This window comes from Halolamina pelagica, assembly GCF_900115675.1.
GTDB lineage: Archaea > Halobacteriota > Halobacteria > Halobacteriales > Haloferacaceae > Halolamina > Halolamina pelagica.
The window spans coordinates 70,848-86,961 of record NZ_FOXI01000009.1 but is presented as its reverse complement, the minus strand read 5'-3'; the positions used below and the strand labels follow the sequence as shown (position 1 = coordinate 86,961).

The following is a 16,114-nucleotide window of genomic DNA, read 5'->3' as shown; positions in this document are numbered from 1 at the left end:
GTGCTCGGACCCATGTCGGCACGCGAGCCGCGTCGCTCCCGCGCGCTGCGGGCGTACTTCCGGCCGCGTCCGCCCGACCGCCTTGAGCGACTGCTGTTCGACTCGGGGCGGCCCGGGCGCCCGAGCCTCGGCGAACGCCTGCTCGCCCGCCTCGACGAGCTCCTGATCGTCGCCGGCCTCCGCCTGCTCGCGATCGCGCTGTTCGTCGATCTGGTCACCCAGGAGTACCTCGCACTCACCGCGTTCAACGTGGCGATCAGCCTCCCCGTGTTCGCGCTCGCGACCTACCAGTTCGTCGCGGACTCGGGCCACGGGATGCTGGAGGGCTCGGTGCGCTCCCGCCTGCGGCGCTGGGGGCGCGATCGCGAGTGGTACAGCAAGCGCCGCCGCGGTCGGCTCTAGCCCATAATCGAGAACAGCAGCAGGTTGTGCGCGGCCGGGCCGAGCCCCACGGCGGCGACGAACACGAGCAGCAGGCGACCCTGCCGGGGCACCTCACGCACTGACTCGGCCAGCAGCGCGGTGATCCCGGCGCCGAGCGCGAGTTTCACCAGCACGAACAGCCACGCGCTCCCGAGCAGGTCCGCGGTCGGCAGCGTCGCGCCGAACTCGATGATCGTCCGCGAGAGCGGCGTGCGCTCGGTCGCGCCGAGCACGTCGATCCCGATCGCGGTCGAGATCCCGTCGAGGCTGTGGGCGGTGACTGCCAGCGCGCCCGCGGCGCCCGCGTCGCCGACGCCGGGGTACGCGCGCCGGAGGCCGCGCCAGACCGCGATTCCGACGACGACGCCGAGGACGGCCGCGACGGCGGGCCACGCGGGCGAGAACGTGCCCTCGGCGACCCCCCACTGGATGCCGACCGCGAGAACCAGCGCCGCGACTCCCGTGCCGGCCGCGGCGAACGCTCGCTCGGTGGCGACGTCCCGGGCGTCGACGGCCAGCCAGACGGCGCCCGCGAGGATCGCCGTCGTGAGGTAGGCCGCGGGGGTGCCGAGCAGCGGGTCGATCCAGTCGGGTGCAGCGCCGACGACGTGGAGGACGTGGAGCCACGCGCCCGCGAGCATCCACGGCACGAGCGCGAGCACGAGGCGGTCCGGGACCGAGGGGTCCCGGCGCCACAGCGCGGCGACGACGGCGCCGCCGGCGAGCAGCAGCGCAAGCAGGTACGGCAGCGGCGGCAGCGCGAAGCCGGCGGGGAGTACCATGGTACTCGGGCGGAGCGGCCGGGCGGAAAGCGTTTCGGAGCGCGCGGAGCGGCGGTGTTTTTCACCTCGGCGGCCCCAGCGGGGGGTATGCACCGCGACGAACTCGCCGCCCGGATCGACCACACCGTCCTCGGCCCCGGGACGACGTGGGCCGACACGAAGCGCGTGCTCGACGAGGCGGCCGAACACGGCATGAACGCCTGTATCCCGCCGTGCTACGTGGCCGCCGCCGCCGAGTACGCGCCCGACGTGACGCTGGCGACGGTGATCGGCTTCCCGCACGGCCAGCACGCCCCGGCCGCCAAGCGCGAGGAGGCGGTCGTCGCCGACGCCGACGGCGCCGACGAACTCGACGTCGTGATCAACGTCGGCCGGCTGCAGGCCGGCGAGACCGACGCCGTCCAGGAGGAACTGGGGGGGATCGTCGCCGCGACGCCGCTGCCGGTGAAGGTGATCATCGAGACGGCGCTGCTCTCCGACGACGAGAAACACGCCGCCTGCGAGGCCGCCGAGGCCGCGGGCGCCGACATGGTGAAGACGTCGACGGGGTTCGCCGACGGCGGCGCCGCGGTGGCGGACGTGGAACTGATGAGCGAGTACCTGCCCGTGAAAGCCTCCGGCGGCGTCGGTAGTTACGAGGACGCGATGGCGATGCTCGACGCCGGCGCCGAGCGCATCGGTGCGAGTTCGGGCGTGGAGATCCTCAGCGGCGCGCCGGAGTAGCTACTCCAGCGCGAGCAGGCGCTCCTCCCCGCTTCCCGAGTCAGTCACGCCGGCGAACAGCGCGCCGTCGGCCGGCGTCACCCCCATCGCCGCGGCGTCCTCACCGATGCCGTACCGGAACCGCGCCGCGTTCACCCGGCTCCCGCCGACGCCGATCCCGCCCGAGAGCGGCCGTGCGATCACTGCGCCGTCGGCGCCGACGTAGAGCGTGTCGCCCGCCGCCGCGAGGGCGTAGGTGTCGTCGCCGAGCTGCCAGTCGTGGCTCCCGTCGTCGGCGTCCAGGCGGTCGACGCCCGCGAGGTCGCCGCCGAACACGGCGCCGTCGGCCAGCACGAGCGCGCCGTCGGCGACCGGCCCGTTCTCGGCGTGCCAGGCGGTTCGCCCCGCGTGGGCTCCCGTCCGGAGTTTGAGGACGCCGCCGCCGAACGTGGCCACGAACAGGTCGTTCCCGCTCTGCGCGGCGATCGCGGTCACCTGGCCCGGGACTTTCTTCCGCCAGAGCCCGCGGCCTTGGTACAGCGTGAACACCTCCCCGCCGCTGGTGGCGGCGGTGACGCCGGCGACGGTGGGCGTGACCAGGTGGGTCACCTCGCCGTAGACGGTGGCTCGCCACTCGATCTCGCCGTCGTCGCGGACCTGGAGCACCTCCCCATGGTCGCTCCCGACGTAGATGGGGTCCCAGTCGTGGCCGGGCGCCGGCGACGCGGTGACGTTGCCGTCGGTCTCGACGCGCCAGTTCTCCTCGCCGCTCGCGGCGTCGATGGCGACCAACCCGGCCTCGGTGCCGGCGTAGACGACGCCGTCGTGGGCCGCGGGCGGCGGGTAGTAGCTGGCGCCCTCGTCGCCCTCGGCCCGGTAGGTCCACAGCTTCTCGCCGCTCTTGGCGTCGATCGCCTCGATCCCCGCCCACGTGGACTGGAACACGCGGCCGCCGGCGACGATCGGTCGCCCGCGCGGCGTGCCGTCGAGGGGCGTCTCGAAGCGCTGTTCGGGCGCCGAGCGCGGTGCCGCGGCGTCGGGCACGGACGCGCTCCCGTAGCGGTCGTAGTTGCGCATCGGCCACTCGGTCGACTCGTCGGTGCCGGGCGAGGGGGCGGCGCCGTCGGCGCCGTCGAGACAGCCGGCGACGCCGAGGGCGGTGCCGCTCGCGACTGCAGCCAAGTAGGCGCGTCTGGAGGGCATCGTGATCCGTTCGTTCTGCCGGAAATTTAACCTCTTCGTGACCCAGGCGGCCTCACGCACGAACCTGCCCGCGTCGGTCTGCCGGAGGCCAAAGTAATTGTACCGGGGTCGAGATAGCCCGCGTATCCAGGCATGCGTCTCGTTCGCATCCTCGTGCGATACGAGGACCAGTACAAGCTCACGTCGGTGCTCGAGTCGAAGGACGTCGACTTCGTCCTTACCCCGACTGAGAGCCCCCAGAACTACTGCGTGGTGGAGTTCCCCGTCCCCGTCGGCGCCGTCGAGGACGTCCTCGACGAGGTGCGGGCACAGGGGATAGATGTCGGGAAGTACACCGTGGTGACCTCCCTGGAGACGGCGACGACGCGACACCTCTCAGAGCTCGAGGAGGAGTACGTCGAGGAGTCGTCGGGGGTGAAGCGTATCTCCCACGCGGAACTGCGCGTCGAAGCGCAGGAGCACAAACCCCAAATCTGGACGTTCGTCATTCTCTCCACGTTGAGCGCGATGGTCGCCGCCGCCGGACTGCTCCTCGACTCCGCTATCGTCATCACCGGGGCGATGGTGCTGGCGCCGTTTCTCAGTACCATCGTCTCGGGGAGCGTCGGGCTCACGATCGACGACCGGTCGCTCATCGTCGAGAGCATGACCCACCAACCGATGGGGCTGGGGATGGCGATCCTCGGCGGCGGCGTTGCGGGCTTTGTCTTCCGGTACATCGACGTTGTGCCCGGGACGCTGTCCCTCAGCGCGCTCGACCAGATGACGAGTTTCAGCACGCCGAACGCGATGATCGTCACCATCGCGATCATCGCCGGGGTCGCGGTCGGGCTTACGGTCGCCGCCGACATCTCCTCGGCCTTCGCCGGCATCGCCGTGGCGGCGGCGATCGTCCCGTCGGCGGCCACCATCGGTATCGGCCTCGTGTGGCGCACCCCATCCGTCGCGTTCGGCGCGCTCGTGCTACTGCTCGTCAACGTCGCGACGGTCAACGTCGTCTCGTTTCTCACGTTCTTCGCGCTCGGGTACCGATCGGAGATCCTTCGCAACATCCAACCCGGGTTGACGCTGTCACTTCGGACGACCGGGATCATCCTGGTCGTGCTCGTCATGGTGCTGGTGCTCGGTTTCACGGCGGCCGCCACGTACCAGTACGTCGCGTTCGATCGGGCGGTCAATCAGGAGGTTGAGGCGGTCCTCGAGCAGCCCGCGTACGCGGAACTGCAGCTCGTCGAGGTCAGCACTGAGAACCAGCTGGCTCTCTCCGGGGCCAACCCGGGAGTCACGGTTGTCGTTTCCACTGAGGGCGGCGGTCGGTACCCGGCGTTGCCGGCCGTCCTGCAACGGGCGGTCGAATCGAACGTCGAGCAACGTGTCCACCTCCGCGTCCGCCTGATCGAGTACCGCTCCCCCGCTCCGGCGGCGAAGGTATCCTCCCACGGGTACGCTGGCGGGGAGCTCGCTACCGTACTCTGACGCCGACCACTCGCGTGACCCGGCCCCCTGTACAGCACGCCGAAAACGCCCGTTAGCGCGACCGCGGGTCCAGCCACGCGCTCGCGAGGTCGCAGACGATGCTGCCGCCGATGCCGACCGCGACGAGCACCATCGTCGCCCCGAGGATCAGCGGGATGTCGTTCTCCTGCGTGGCTTCGTAGGTGAGCCAGCCCACGCCCTCGATCCCGATCAGCGACTCGAGCACGACCGCCGAGAGCACGAGCACGGAGAACAGTTCCGCGGCGGTCATCGAGAGCACGGGCACGACCACGTTCCGGAACACGCGGCGGTCGATGCCGCGGTCGGTGAGCCCCTTCGCCCGGAGGTAGCGCACGTAGTCGGCGTCGAACTCGTCGACGCTGCGCGAGCGCGTCAGGCTCACCTGGCCGGCCAACAGCGCCGCGGCGACGGCGCCGCCGGGGACGATCACGGTGCGGGTCAGCGGGCCGCCGCCGTCGAGGGCGACGAGCGCGACGGCCGCGAGCCAGAACCCCGGCAGCCCGAACAGGACGTACGTCGCCAGTCGGCCGAGCCGGTCGAACCGGCTCCCGCGCTCCCGGGCCGACCGGATGCCGACCGCGACGCCGGCGATCCACGCCGTCACCGCGCCGGGGACGAGATACTTCGCCGTCTCGAGGGTGGCGGCACCGACGACCTGGGTCACCGGTTCGCCCATGCTCGCGGAGAGGCCCCAGCGGAACAGGGTGATGTTGACGACCCAGTCGAGGTAGCGCCTGTACAGCGGCTGGTCTCGGCCGCGAGCCGCGATGTACGTCTCGCGCATCTGCTCCATCTCGGCGGGGGAGGCGCCGGACCACAGCGCGGTGCCGAGCATCCCGCGGAGGTTGGTGTCCGGCGTGAGCACGACGACGAGGAACGTCAGCGTGATCACGAGGTACACCGCGACGACGGCGAAGCCGAACCGGGCGAGCAGCCGTGACCGGAAACTCATCGGTCGCGGATCCGGCGGAGGGGGGACTGGCGAACGGGCACGCTCACTGCGTGGGGCGACTGGCTGTTAAACGTTACCGACCGCGAAGGTTTATCACGGGCGAACCGAACTACACCGTACCGTCAATGTCCCCGTCGCTTGACTGGCGACGCCGCCGGATCCCGCTCTCCATCGTGGTGCTGGCCGTCGTCGCCGCCTTCGCCCTCTACGACACGCAGGTGAACGACGGCTACACCGTCGGCACCTGGCTCGCGTCGCCGCTGGACTGGCTGTTCGTCCTCGCGAACGTCGTGTTGCTGTTCTACGGCGTGCTCCCGATCCTCGCGGACCGCGAGCGGGCGGCGACGCTGTGGCAGCGCTTCCGCGAGAAGCCCGAGGCCATCGCCGGCGCGGTGTGGCTCGGGGTGGTGTACCTGCTCGGCACGGTCGGCCTCATGCTCGTGCCGGCGCCGAAACTGGACTTCCTCTACGGGAACCAGCCGCCGATCTGGGGGACGATCCCGGCCGACCGGCTCCCGCACAACTGCGCCGGCCCGGTCGTCGACGGGCTCTGCCACGGGAGCTGGCAGTACCCCCTCGGGACCGACATCAACGGCTACGCGATGGAGATCCTGCTGTTGCAGGGGCTGCACGTCACGCTGTACGTCGCCGTCATCGCGCTGGCGCTGATCGTGCCGCTGGCGCTGGTGGTCGGCACCGTCGCCGGCTACCACGGCGGGCTGGTCGACAACGTGTCGATGCGCGCCGTCGAGGTGCAGGACGCGGTGCCGCCGCTGGTGATGTACCTGCTGCTGATCTGGATCACCGGCGAGTCGCTGCTGGTGATCATCCTGCTGTTCGGCTTCCTCGGCTGGGGCGGCGCCGCCCGGGTCGTCCGGAGCGAGGCCCGACGGCTGCGCGACACCGAGTTCGTCCAGGCCGCGAAGGTGCTCGGCGGCGACGACCGCCACGTCCTGCGGAAACACGTTCTCCCCGCGGTGTCGGTCGTGGCGATCCCGACCGCGACCCAGCAGGCGCCCGTGCTGCTGTTGACGGAGGCCGGGCTGGCGTTCTTGGGCTTGGAGGCGTTTGACCTCCAGTCGCTGGGGAACGTCATCGCCCGCGGGCTCACCGGCGAGGTGCCGATGACGACGAAGTGGTGGGTGTCGGTGTTCCCGGCGTTCGCGCTGGCGGCGACGGTGGTGTCGTTCAAACTCGTCGGCGACGCGCTGGTCGAGGCGCTGGATCCGCGGCTGGGCTAGCCAACGCCCCGAACGGCGGGTGGAACCGTCGCCCTTTTGCGCGCCGCTCGCCCAGTTCCGACAGGCATGGCCCGTTACCACATCGAGACGTACGGCTGTACGTCGAACCGGGGTGAGAGTCGGTCGATCGAGAGCGCGCTGCGTGACGCCGGCCACTACCGGGTGGACGGGCCCAAAGCCGCCGACGTGTCGATCCTCAACTCCTGTACGGTCGTCGAGAAGACCGAGCGGAACATGCTGCGGCGCGCCGAGGAGCTCGACGAGCAGACCGCCGACCTGATCGTCACTGGCTGCATGGCGCTGGCCCAGAGCGAGGAGTTCCAGCAGGCCGACATCGACGCGCAGGTGCTCCACTGGGACGACGTGCCCGAAGCGGTCACCAACGGCGAGTGCCCGACGCCCGGGCCGGGCGTCGAACCCGTCCTCGACGGCGTCGTCGGCATCCTCCCCATCGCCCGGGGCTGCATGAGCAACTGTTCGTACTGCATCACCAAGCAGGCAACCGGCCGGATCGACTCGCCCTCGATCGAGGAGAACCTCGAGAAGGCCCGTGCACTCGTCCACGCCGGGGCGAAGGAGCTCCGCGTCACGGGACAGGACACCGGCGTCTACGGCTGGGACGACGGCGAGCGCGACCTGCCGGAGCTACTCGACCGCATCTGCGACATCGACGGCGAGTTCCGGGTCCGCGTCGGGATGGCCAACCCCGGCGGCGTCCACGGGATCCGGGAGGAACTGGCCGAGGTGTTCGCCGCGAACGAGAAGCTCTACGACTTCCTCCACGCGCCCGTCCAGTCCGGCAGCGACGAGGTGCTCGAAGACATGCGCCGCCAGCACCGCGTGGACAAGTTCCTCGACATCGTGGAGACGTTCGACGGGACGCTCGACCACTGGACGCTCTCGACGGACTTCATCGTCGGCTTCCCCACCGAGACCGAGGCCGACCACGAGCAGTCGATGGCGCTGTTCCGCGAGGTCCGCCCGGAGAAGGTAAACGTCACCCGGTTCTCCAAGCGGCCCGGGACCGACGCCGCGGAGATGAAGGGCCTCGGCGGCCAGACGAAGAAGGACCGCTCGAAGGCGATGAGCGAACTCAAGCGGGAGGTCGTCGCCGAGGCGTACGAGGAACTGATCGGCACCACCCGCGAGGTGCTGGTCGTCGAGGAGGGCACCGGCGACTCGGTGAAGTGCCGCGACTCCGCCTACCGGCAGATCATCGTCCAGAACGCCGACGAGCACGGCCTCGAACCCGGCGACTTCGCCGAGGTCGAGGTGACGAGCCACCAGACCGTCTACGCGTTCGGGACGCCGGTCTGAGGCGCCGTCGCCGACCGACCCTGCGGGCGCCCACAAGGCTTGTTACGGTCGGCGCCCCCACTTTCGGGTGATGCCCTCCACCAGACGACGGTTCCTCGCGAGTAGCCTCGGCGTCGCCGCGGCGCTGGCGACCGCCGGCTGTATCGGCGACTCGCCCGGGACGAACACCGATTCGCCGACCGACTCGCCGAACGGGTCCCCGTCCGAGACCGAGGTCCCGCCGCCGGCGTCGTCCGATCGAACGGTCGGCGGCGACGCCGTCGCCGTGTTCGACATCGTCGCCGAGAAGGCCGTGACCTACGAGTCCATCATGGGCTCCGGCGGCGTCGTCGCTCCCGAGGGGCGGCAGTTCGTCGTCGCCTCGGTCCGCAGCGACGCCGAACTCGAGACGGACGCGTTCAGCCTCCACGCGGGCGGCGAGACGTGGGCGGCGGTCGATCCGGGCGACGAAGGCGCCCAGAACTACGCCGTCGCCGGACACGAGGGCGGGATCGTCGGGAGCCCCGACCTCGCCGGCGGCGACGCCCCGCGCTACGTCGCGTTCGAACTCGACTCGCCGCTCGATGCCGAGGACCCGCGGATCGTCCTCGAACGCGGCGGCGAGTCGGCGGAGTGGTCCCTGCCCGACGACGCCCGCGAGACGCTGGCGGCGTCGGCGCCGACGTTCGAACTCGACTCGCTGTCGGCGCCCGAGAGCGTCCAGCAGGGCGAGGCGATGACTGTCGAACTGACGGTGACCAACACCAGCGACACGGACGGCCGGTTCCTCGCGGCCGTCTACTGGCCGACCGAGCTCATCGCCGACGACGACGAGTCCCACCTCGTCGAGGAGACGGTCGCCGCCGGCGCGTCGACGACGGCGACGCTCGACATCGACACGGCCTACACCACCGACGAGGACGGCCCGATCACGCTCCGCGTCGAGGGGCACGTGAGCGCGGAACGGGAGATCACCGTCGAGGACGCCTCGACGCCGGCCTGATCGCTCAGCTTCGGAAGTACTCCCCGTGGAACCCGAACGGGACGACGTGAGGCAGCGGCGCTCGCGCCAACTCCGTCAGCTCCCCGTCACAGACCAGCAGGAACGACCGTTCGGCGTCGGCGTCGAGACAGAGCGAGAGCACGACGCCGTCCGCCTCTTCGGTGCCGTCCGGGTGGGGGACGAAGATCGGTTCACCCGAGTAGACCCCCGCTTCTTCCCACCGTTCTGCGACGCCGGCGTCGTCTCCCGTGCCGTCGCCCGCGTCCACGCGAACCAGCGCGTTGCCGCCCTCCATCTCCGTCGACTGCGCGAACACGTGCTCGTACTCCCGGGTGTGGACCTCGGGAGAGAACCGCGGCATCTCCACGTCGTCGGCGAGGTGGTCGTACGCGGGATCGCCCCCGTCGAGCGGGAGCCGGTAGCGCCGGAGTTCGCCCGAGGGGAAGCCGGCGTCCCCGCCCCGGAGCGCCGCGATCGAGAGGTCCGTGACCGCGCTGTCGTCGTCGTAGGCCACGAGATCGACGACGAGTGCCGTGGCGTCGTCGTTCTCGCCGGCCGTCTCGAACGCGTTCGCGGTGTGGAACGTGAAAAACGCCGGGACGGTCGCCTCGCGGACCAGTTCCCCCGAGTCGCGGCGGAAAACCAGGAACCGCGTCCCGCGGTCGGGGTGCCAGTCGTAGTTGTCGATGAACCCGCCCGAGCCGGGGAGCAGGAACCTCGCCGGATGGGTGGTCAGCGGCGGCTCGACCAGCACCGCGTACTCGGCGGTGAGGGCGAAGCTGTGCATGTACGCCGGGCGGTCGACGGCGACGCTCGCGACCTGCTCGCGGCGGGTGGTGCCCTCGGGGATCCGGAAGAGGACGTACTCGGTCGTCCGGCCGAACCGGGTGAAGTAGCCCCAGTGATCCCCCGTCTCGGGATCCCGTCGGAGGTGGGCGGTGACGTGGTGGGCGGTGAGGTCGTCGCCGTACGTGATCGTTCCCCGGTTTTCGAGGCTCTCGGGGTCGATCCGGAGCCAGTTCGGGGTCTCGGTCAGCGCGACGAGGTCGCCGCCGAGCCGGGCGACGTGGACGTTCGCGTTGTCGGTCGACTCGCCGGCGAGCATCGACTTCACCCGGGCGAGGTAGCCGTCGGTCGAGGAGAACTGCCCGGCGAAGCTCTCCTCCTCCATCGCGGCGCGGTAGGCGCTCGTCCGGGGGAATCGGTTGGTGTACCGCACCCCGCCGTCGTCGAACTCGAACCGGGTGAGGTGGGCGAGCCCGTCGAACCAGTGGTCGGCCTCGGCGTCGCCGACCGACCAGCGCGCCGGGCCGTTCCGGTAGAGCGCGCCGTCGAGCCAGTCCGGGATCGACCCCTCGACCGGGAGGTCGCGGTCCCGGTGCTCCTCGGTCAGGTCGCGAAAGCCCGCCTCGTAGCCGCCCATGGGGGTGCTGGGGTGCGGAAGCGAATAAGCGCTGGCCCGCGGAACCCGCGGCTCGCGAGCGCTGGCCCGCTCACTCGCGGCTCACGCGCTCGTCGCGCCAGCGGTCCTCCTCCTTCCACTCGCCGAGCTCCTTCGGGTCGACGTGGACGAACGCGTCGTCGACCTCCGGGAGCTCCCGGATCGACTGGATCACCGCCGTCTCGATGTCGTGGGCCTCCCGGAGCGTCATGTCGCCCTCGACCTCGATGTGGAGGCTCACGTCCACCTCGGGACCGACGTAGTGGGCGACCACGTCGTGGGCGCCCTGTACCTCCGGGTGCGAGAACGCGGCGTCGACGATGTCCTGTCGGAGGTCCTCCGGCGGCGCGGCGCCGACGAGGTAGCCGACGTTGTCCCGGACGATGTCGACGCCGGTGAGGAACACGCCGATCGCGACGACGATGGCGGCGATCGGGTCGAGCACCGGGTAGCCGACCGCGGCGCCGCCGGCGCCGACCAGCGCCGCGAGTGCGGTCAGTACGTCCGTCCGGTTGTCCTTCGCGGTCGCGACCAGTGCGGGCGAGTGGTGGGTCTCGCCGACGCCCAGACAGTAGCGATAGAGCGCGAACTTCGCGACGGCGCCGACGCCGAGGACGACCGCCGCGAGCGGCGGGACCGCGGAGTACGACCCCGCGAGCAGCGAACTGATGCCGGACCACGCCACCGCGACGCCGGCGCCGAGGACGCCGACGGCGACGAACAGCGAGACGAACGGCTCGATGCGCTCGTGGCCGTGTGGGTGCTCGAAGTCCGGCGGTTGGGTGGTGAGGTAGAGGCCGGCGACGACGACGGCGCTGTACAGCGCGTCGGAGCCGCTGTTGACCGCCTCGCTCACCAGCGCGAGGCTGCCGGTCTCCAGCCAGACGCCCGCCTTCAGCACTGCGAGCCCGAGGTTGGCGAGGAGGACGACGACGCCAACCCGGCGGACGACCTGCGTGCGCTCCATTCGGGTAGAGTGGGTGCGCCGTCGTACTTGAAAGGTGGCTCTGCAAACCGGCAGTAATTTGTAGCAGAGGCCTGCCTTGCGGAGACATGGCACAACGAGAAACATGGACGACGCGCGCGGGGTTCATCCTCGCTGCGGTCGGGAGCGCAGTCGGGTTGGGGAACATCTGGCAGTTCCCGTTCAAAACCGCCACGAACGGCGGGGCGGCGTTCGTGTTCGTTTATCTACTCGCGGCGGTGCTGATCGGTCTACCGACGATCCTGGGCGAGTTCGCGATCGGCCGGCGGGCGAAGATCAACGCCGTCGAGGCGTTCGAGCGGCTGGACCACCCCGCCTGGACGGTCGTCGGCGGGCTCGGACTGTTCACGGGGCTGTGGATCCTGTCGTACTACAGCGTCGTCGGCGGCTGGGTGATCCGCTACACGATCGGGAGCCTGACCGGCGGCTACTTCACCGACACCGCGGCCTACTTCGGCGCCGTCTCCACCGGCTGGGAGGCGATCGCGTTCCACGCGCTGTTCATGTCGGTTACCGCCGGCATCGTCGCCTTCGGCGTCGAGGACGGCATCGAGAAGGCGACCAAGCTGATGGTTCCGTCGGTGGTGCTGATGCTGCTCGGCCTCGCCGTCTACGCGGTCACGCTCGACGGCAGCGGCCCGGCGTACGGCTACTACCTCTCGCCGGACCTGGATTTCCTCGCGAACAACCTGGGATCGGTGGTCCCCTTCGCTGTGAGTCAGGCGTTCTTCTCGCTCTCGCTGGGGATGGGCGCGATGATCACCTACGCCTCATACATCGGTGAGGACGAGAGCCTGCCCGCCGACGGCGGGCTCGTCGTCGGTCTCAACACCGCCATCGGCGTCCTGGCGGGGCTGGTCGTGATCCCGCTCCTGTTCGTCCAGTTCGGGACGTTGCCGGAAGGCGCCGCCGCCGGCGGTCCGGGAGCGCTGTTCGTCTCGGTCGCCCAGGCCTTCGCGAACCTGGGGGTGGCGGGCCGGGTCGTCGGCGCGCTGTTCTTCTTCGTCGTGCTGATCGCGGCGCTGTCCTCGGCGATCAGCCTGCTCGAAGTGGTCACGTCCTACTGCGTCGACAAGTACGAGTGGGACCGCAAGGCGACCGCCTTCGGCTTCGGCGGCGTGTTGTTCCTGCTCGGCACGCTCTCGGCGTGGAACACCGCGTGGCTGGGCTGGTTCGACACGCTGGCCTACAGCGTGCTGCTGCCGGCGTCGGTGCTACTGGGCGTGATCTTCGTCGGCTGGGTGTACGGGCCCGAAGCGATCGACGAGGTCCAGCAGGGTTCGAACGCTAACGCGGTGTACGCCCGCCTCTGGGTCTGGTGGCTCCGAACGGTCGTGTTCGTCGGCGTGCTGACGACGCTGTACCTCGGCGTCACGTCGATCTACGCCTCGCCGGGGTTCCCGTTCCTCTAGTCGAACCGGAGCGCTAGTTGCTCTCGTCGAACCGGAGTTCGACCGCGTCCGTTTTTTCGACACCGTCCGTCGACGCCGGCAGCGCCGCGAACGCCTCGTGGAGCTTGTCGTAGCTCGCCTCCAGCGCCTCGACGATCACTTTCGTGTCCGAGACGATCGGCATGAAGTTCGTGTCCCCCTCCCAGCGCGGGATCAGGTGGGTGTGGAGGTGGTCGCCGATCGAGCCGCCGGCGGCGGCGCCGCCGAGGTTCTCGCCGGCGTTGACGCCGCTGGGGTCGAAGCCGGCCTCCAGCGCGTCGATGGCCGCGACCTTCAGCTTCGCGTGATCGAGCAGTTCGGCGTCGGCGAGGTCGGCCCACTCGCCCGTGTGGCGGTCGGGGATGACCATCACGTGCCCCGGGGCGTACGGGGCGTTGTTGAGGATCACGAAGGAGTGCTCGCTGCGGGCGACGATGCGGCTCTCCCGGTCGGCGTCGCGCTCGGGGAGGACACAGAACGGGCAGCCGTCGATCTCGTCGTCCTCCGGATCGCGCTCGACCCAGTCGATTCGCCACGGGGCGAACAGTTGGTCCATGCCCGGAGGATCGGCCGGCCGGCGGTTAGTGGTTCTGTTCGATTCCGCTCCCCCGGTCGAATCGGCGTTAAACGCGGTTAACTCGGCCCCAACCCGGCTGTAGCGCTTGCCCGGTTTATTCCCCTCCCGCCCGTGGACCGATACGCAATGAACTCGAAACTCATCGTCGGCGCCCTCGGGGCGCTCCTGCTGCTGAGCGTCGTCGCGATGCCCGCGGCAGCCGCGCCGGGGGCCGTCGACGGCCCGGCCGAACAGGTCAACGACTGCGAGAACGCCGAGAACGGCCCGGACGGTGACGGACCGCCGGGGTTCGTCGCTGATCTGGTTCCCGACTTCGTCTCGGGGCTGATGGGCGACCTGCCGGTGCCGAACTTCGTGAAGTCGGCGTTCGGTGCCGAGACCTGCTGACTGACGGTATTTTTCGACGCCAGCGGTCGTCACGCGACGCGATTCCGGAGCGACGCGTCGGACTGGTACTGGTGGAAGATTTCCTCGACGAGTACCGCGAGGTCGGAGTGGTACTGGTTCGTGGTCGACCCCTCGTGGGGGGAGACGAGCACCTCTTCGAACCCCCACAACGGCGAGTCCTCCGGGAGCGGTTCGGTCTCGAACACGTCGAGGCCCGCGCCGGCGATCGTCCCGGCCTCGAGCGCGTCGACCAGCGCGGCCTCGTCGACGACCGGCCCCCGAGCGACGTTGACGAGGTAGGCGTCGTCGCGCATCTCCTCGAACTCGGGGCGGGAGAACATTCCCTCCGTCTCCGGCGTCTGCGGCACGGCGAGGACGACGAACCGGGCGTCGTCGATGGCCGCGTGCAACTCCGCCGGCGAATACACCGTCGACACGCCGTCGACCGGCGCCCCCGACCGACGCACGCCGACCACGTCCATTCCCAGTCCCCGTGCTCGATCCGCGACGCCCCGGCCGATGGTCCCGAGGCCAACGACACACACCATCTCCCCGTCGACGGTGAACGGTTGCTCGTACGGCGGGTCGTACCACTCCCGCCGGTTCTGGTGGTCGCGGTAGACGTGCAGGCGCCGGGCGAGCGTCAGCATGTAGCCGGCGACCAGTTCGCCCACCGTCGTGTCGTGGATGCCCGTGCTGTTCGTCAGCGGCGTCCCGGCCGCCGCGTAGCGGTCCGTGTCGAACTCGTCGTAGCCGGCGCGGAGACAGTGCACCCACCCCGCGTCGACGAACCAGTCCCGCGGGCGGTAGGTGGCGACGGCGTCGCCCTCGCCGACTGCGTCGTCGTCACCGACCACCTCGACGGGGACGGGGAGATCCGAGAGGGCGTCGACGAACGCCCCGATCGGGACTTTCTCGTCGGTGCTCTCGTGGACGCAGAGTCGGTCGAGTGGCTCGCGGGGCATCTCAGATGACGTCCCGTTCGCGCAGTCGGTCGTACGTCTCGCCGTCCAGCGATAGCTCCTCGCGGAACACCTCGTCGTTGTGCTCCCCCCGTTTCGGGCCCGTGTGTCGCACCGACCCGGGCGTTCGGGAGAACTTCGGGAGCGTGGCCGCCATCCGGACGGTCCCGAGGTCCTCGTCCTCGACGGCGATTATGTCCCCACGGGCGGCGTACTGCTCGTCCTCGAAGATGTCCGAGACGTCGTGGACCGGCCCGACGACGGCGTCGGCCGCCTCCATCTCCTCGATCGCCTGCTCGGTCGACCGCTTGCGGGTCCAGGCCTCGATGACCTCGTCGAGTGCGTCGTTGTGTTCGACCCGGGCGTCGTTATCGGCGAACCGCGGGTCGTCGACGAGGTCCGGGCGGTCGATGGCGTCCATCAGGTTCTCGAAGATGCTCTGTGAGGAGGCCGACAGCGTCATGTAGCCGTCCTCGGTCTCGTAGACGTTCCGTGGGGCGGCGCTGGCGTGATGGTTCCCGGTCCGTTCCGGCACTTTCCCGAGTCGGTCGTACCCCGCGACGTCGCCGACGAACAGCCGGAACAGCGACTCGTAGAGGCTGACGTCGATGACCTGGCCCTCGCCGCTGCCGCCGCGGCCGACGTCGCGTTCGAAAATCGCGAACATAGTCGCCTGCACTGCGAACTGCGCGGCCGTCAGGTCGGCGAGGCTGATCGGCGGCAGGAGGGGTTTGCTGTCCGGGAACCCGTTGACCGCCGCCCAACCGGAGAGCCCCTCGGCGACCGTACCGAACCCGGGTTTCCGGGCCCGCGGCCCGGTCTGGCCGTAGCCCGAGAGCCGAACGACGACGAGTTCCGGGTTCTCCGCCCGCAGCGTCTCGGGGCCGACGCCCCACTCCTCCATCGTCCCCGGACGGAAGTTCTCGAACAGGACGTCGGCGTCCTCGACGAGGTCGAGGAGGAGCGCGCTCCCCTCCTCGGTACTGAGGTCCAGGGTTACGCAGCGCTTGTTCCGGGCCAGCGACTTCCACCACAGCGACTCGCCCTCGTCGAACGGCGGCCACTCGCGTATCGGGTCCGGGTGTTCGGGGTGCTCGACCATGACCACGTCGGCGCCGAAGTCGGCGAGTTGGACCGTCGCGAACCCGCCGCTGATCATGCCCGAGCAGTCGATGACGCGCAACCCGTCCAGCGGACCGCTAGCGTGTTCAGAAGACATTGAAAGAAGCGTCG

Annotated in this window: 16 protein-coding genes; 8 read left to right on the top strand and 8 right to left on the bottom strand. The window is 70.2% G+C overall.

All coding sequences use genetic code 11. The features are described 5' to 3' along the window. Window positions 1-12 precede the first annotated feature (12 nt). Complete coding sequence (locus BMZ83_RS11755; protein WP_074878879.1) at window positions 13-402, top strand: hypothetical protein; 390 nt, start codon at window positions 13-15, stop codon at window positions 400-402. Here the strand turns inward: BMZ83_RS11755 and BMZ83_RS11750 are convergent. After that, window positions 399-1,205: a DUF63 family protein gene (locus BMZ83_RS11750; RefSeq protein WP_074878877.1), complete on the bottom strand. Its 807-nt coding sequence runs from the start codon at window positions 1,203-1,205 to the stop codon at window positions 399-401. The genes BMZ83_RS11755 and BMZ83_RS11750 overlap by 4 nt on opposite strands. A gap of 87 nt (window positions 1,206-1,292) precedes the next feature. Here BMZ83_RS11750 and deoC point away from each other — a divergent pair, with 87 nt between their 5' ends. Continuing rightward, window positions 1,293-1,928 carry a deoxyribose-phosphate aldolase gene (deoC, locus tag BMZ83_RS11745; protein ID WP_074878875.1) on the top strand — a complete coding sequence of 212 codons (636 nt, stop codon included), beginning with the start codon at window positions 1,293-1,295 and terminating at the stop codon, window positions 1,926-1,928. Here deoC and BMZ83_RS11740 read toward each other — a convergent pair whose 3' ends face one another. Continuing rightward, window positions 1,929-3,110 carry an outer membrane protein assembly factor BamB family protein gene (locus BMZ83_RS11740; RefSeq protein ID WP_074878873.1) on the bottom strand — a complete coding sequence of 394 codons (1,182 nt, stop codon included), beginning with the start codon at window positions 3,108-3,110 and terminating at the stop codon, window positions 1,929-1,931. A 132-nt stretch (window positions 3,111-3,242) separates the two neighbouring features. Between BMZ83_RS11740 and BMZ83_RS11735 the strand changes: the two genes are divergently transcribed. Beyond that, window positions 3,243-4,586 carry a DUF389 domain-containing protein gene (locus BMZ83_RS11735; RefSeq protein WP_074878871.1) on the top strand — a complete coding sequence of 448 codons (1,344 nt, stop codon included), beginning with the start codon at window positions 3,243-3,245 and terminating at the stop codon, window positions 4,584-4,586. Between the two features lie 52 nt (window positions 4,587-4,638). On the opposite strand, the gene BMZ83_RS11730 is transcribed toward BMZ83_RS11735, so the two are convergent. Next, window positions 4,639-5,559 carry an ABC transporter permease gene (locus tag BMZ83_RS11730; RefSeq protein ID WP_074878869.1) on the bottom strand — a complete coding sequence of 307 codons (921 nt, stop codon included), beginning with the start codon at window positions 5,557-5,559 and terminating at the stop codon, window positions 4,639-4,641. Between the two features lie 125 nt (window positions 5,560-5,684). Between BMZ83_RS11730 and BMZ83_RS11725 the strand changes: the two genes are divergently transcribed. The 3 genes from BMZ83_RS11725 to BMZ83_RS11715 all read left to right on the top strand — a co-directional run bounded on the left by BMZ83_RS11725 (window position 5,685) and on the right by BMZ83_RS11715 (window position 9,099). Further along, window positions 5,685-6,800: an ABC transporter permease gene (locus tag BMZ83_RS11725; protein ID WP_074878868.1), complete on the top strand. Its 1,116-nt coding sequence runs from the start codon at window positions 5,685-5,687 to the stop codon at window positions 6,798-6,800. Between the two features lie 66 nt (window positions 6,801-6,866). Beyond that, on the top strand, window positions 6,867-8,117 hold the full coding sequence (locus BMZ83_RS11720; RefSeq protein WP_074878866.1) for a tRNA (N(6)-L-threonylcarbamoyladenosine(37)-C(2))-methylthiotransferase: 1,251 nt from the start codon (window positions 6,867-6,869) through the stop codon (window positions 8,115-8,117). A gap of 70 nt (window positions 8,118-8,187) precedes the next feature. Further along, on the top strand, window positions 8,188-9,099 hold the full coding sequence (locus BMZ83_RS11715; protein ID WP_074878864.1) for a hypothetical protein: 912 nt from the start codon (window positions 8,188-8,190) through the stop codon (window positions 9,097-9,099). 4 nt (window positions 9,100-9,103) lie between these two features. Here the strand turns inward: BMZ83_RS11715 and BMZ83_RS11710 are convergent, their stop codons facing one another. Together BMZ83_RS11710 and BMZ83_RS11705 are read right to left on the bottom strand one after the other, a co-directional pair. After that, window positions 9,104-10,522, bottom strand: a complete 1,419-nt coding sequence (locus BMZ83_RS11710; protein WP_074878863.1) for a carotenoid oxygenase family protein — start codon at window positions 10,520-10,522, stop codon at window positions 9,104-9,106. A gap of 70 nt (window positions 10,523-10,592) precedes the next feature. Then, window positions 10,593-11,507, bottom strand: a complete 915-nt coding sequence (locus tag BMZ83_RS11705; protein ID WP_074878861.1) for a cation diffusion facilitator family transporter — start codon at window positions 11,505-11,507, stop codon at window positions 10,593-10,595. A gap of 86 nt (window positions 11,508-11,593) precedes the next feature. Between BMZ83_RS11705 and BMZ83_RS11700 the strand changes: the two genes are divergently transcribed. Next, window positions 11,594-12,937 carry a sodium-dependent transporter gene (locus BMZ83_RS11700; protein WP_074878859.1) on the top strand — a complete coding sequence of 448 codons (1,344 nt, stop codon included), beginning with the start codon at window positions 11,594-11,596 and terminating at the stop codon, window positions 12,935-12,937. Window positions 12,938-12,950: 13 nt separating this feature from the next. On the opposite strand, the gene BMZ83_RS11695 is transcribed toward BMZ83_RS11700, so the two are convergent. Then, a complete protein-coding gene (locus BMZ83_RS11695) occupies window positions 12,951-13,511 on the bottom strand; it encodes an HIT family protein (RefSeq protein ID WP_074878856.1) in 561 nt (186 codons plus the stop codon). A 147-nt stretch (window positions 13,512-13,658) separates the two neighbouring features. Here BMZ83_RS11695 and BMZ83_RS11690 point away from each other — a divergent pair, with 147 nt between their 5' ends. Then, complete coding sequence (locus BMZ83_RS11690) at window positions 13,659-13,919, top strand: hypothetical protein (RefSeq protein WP_074878854.1); 261 nt, start codon at window positions 13,659-13,661, stop codon at window positions 13,917-13,919. Between the two features lie 29 nt (window positions 13,920-13,948). On the opposite strand, the gene ddh is transcribed toward BMZ83_RS11690, so the two are convergent. Together ddh and BMZ83_RS11680 are read right to left on the bottom strand one after the other, a co-directional pair. Further along, a complete protein-coding gene (ddh, locus tag BMZ83_RS11685) occupies window positions 13,949-14,884 on the bottom strand; it encodes a D-2-hydroxyacid dehydrogenase (RefSeq protein ID WP_074878852.1) in 936 nt (311 codons plus the stop codon). A gap of 1 nt (window position 14,885) precedes the next feature. Further along, on the bottom strand, window positions 14,886-16,100 hold the full coding sequence (locus tag BMZ83_RS11680) for a CaiB/BaiF CoA transferase family protein (protein WP_074878850.1): 1,215 nt from the start codon (window positions 16,098-16,100) through the stop codon (window positions 14,886-14,888). Window positions 16,101-16,114 lie beyond the last annotated feature (14 nt).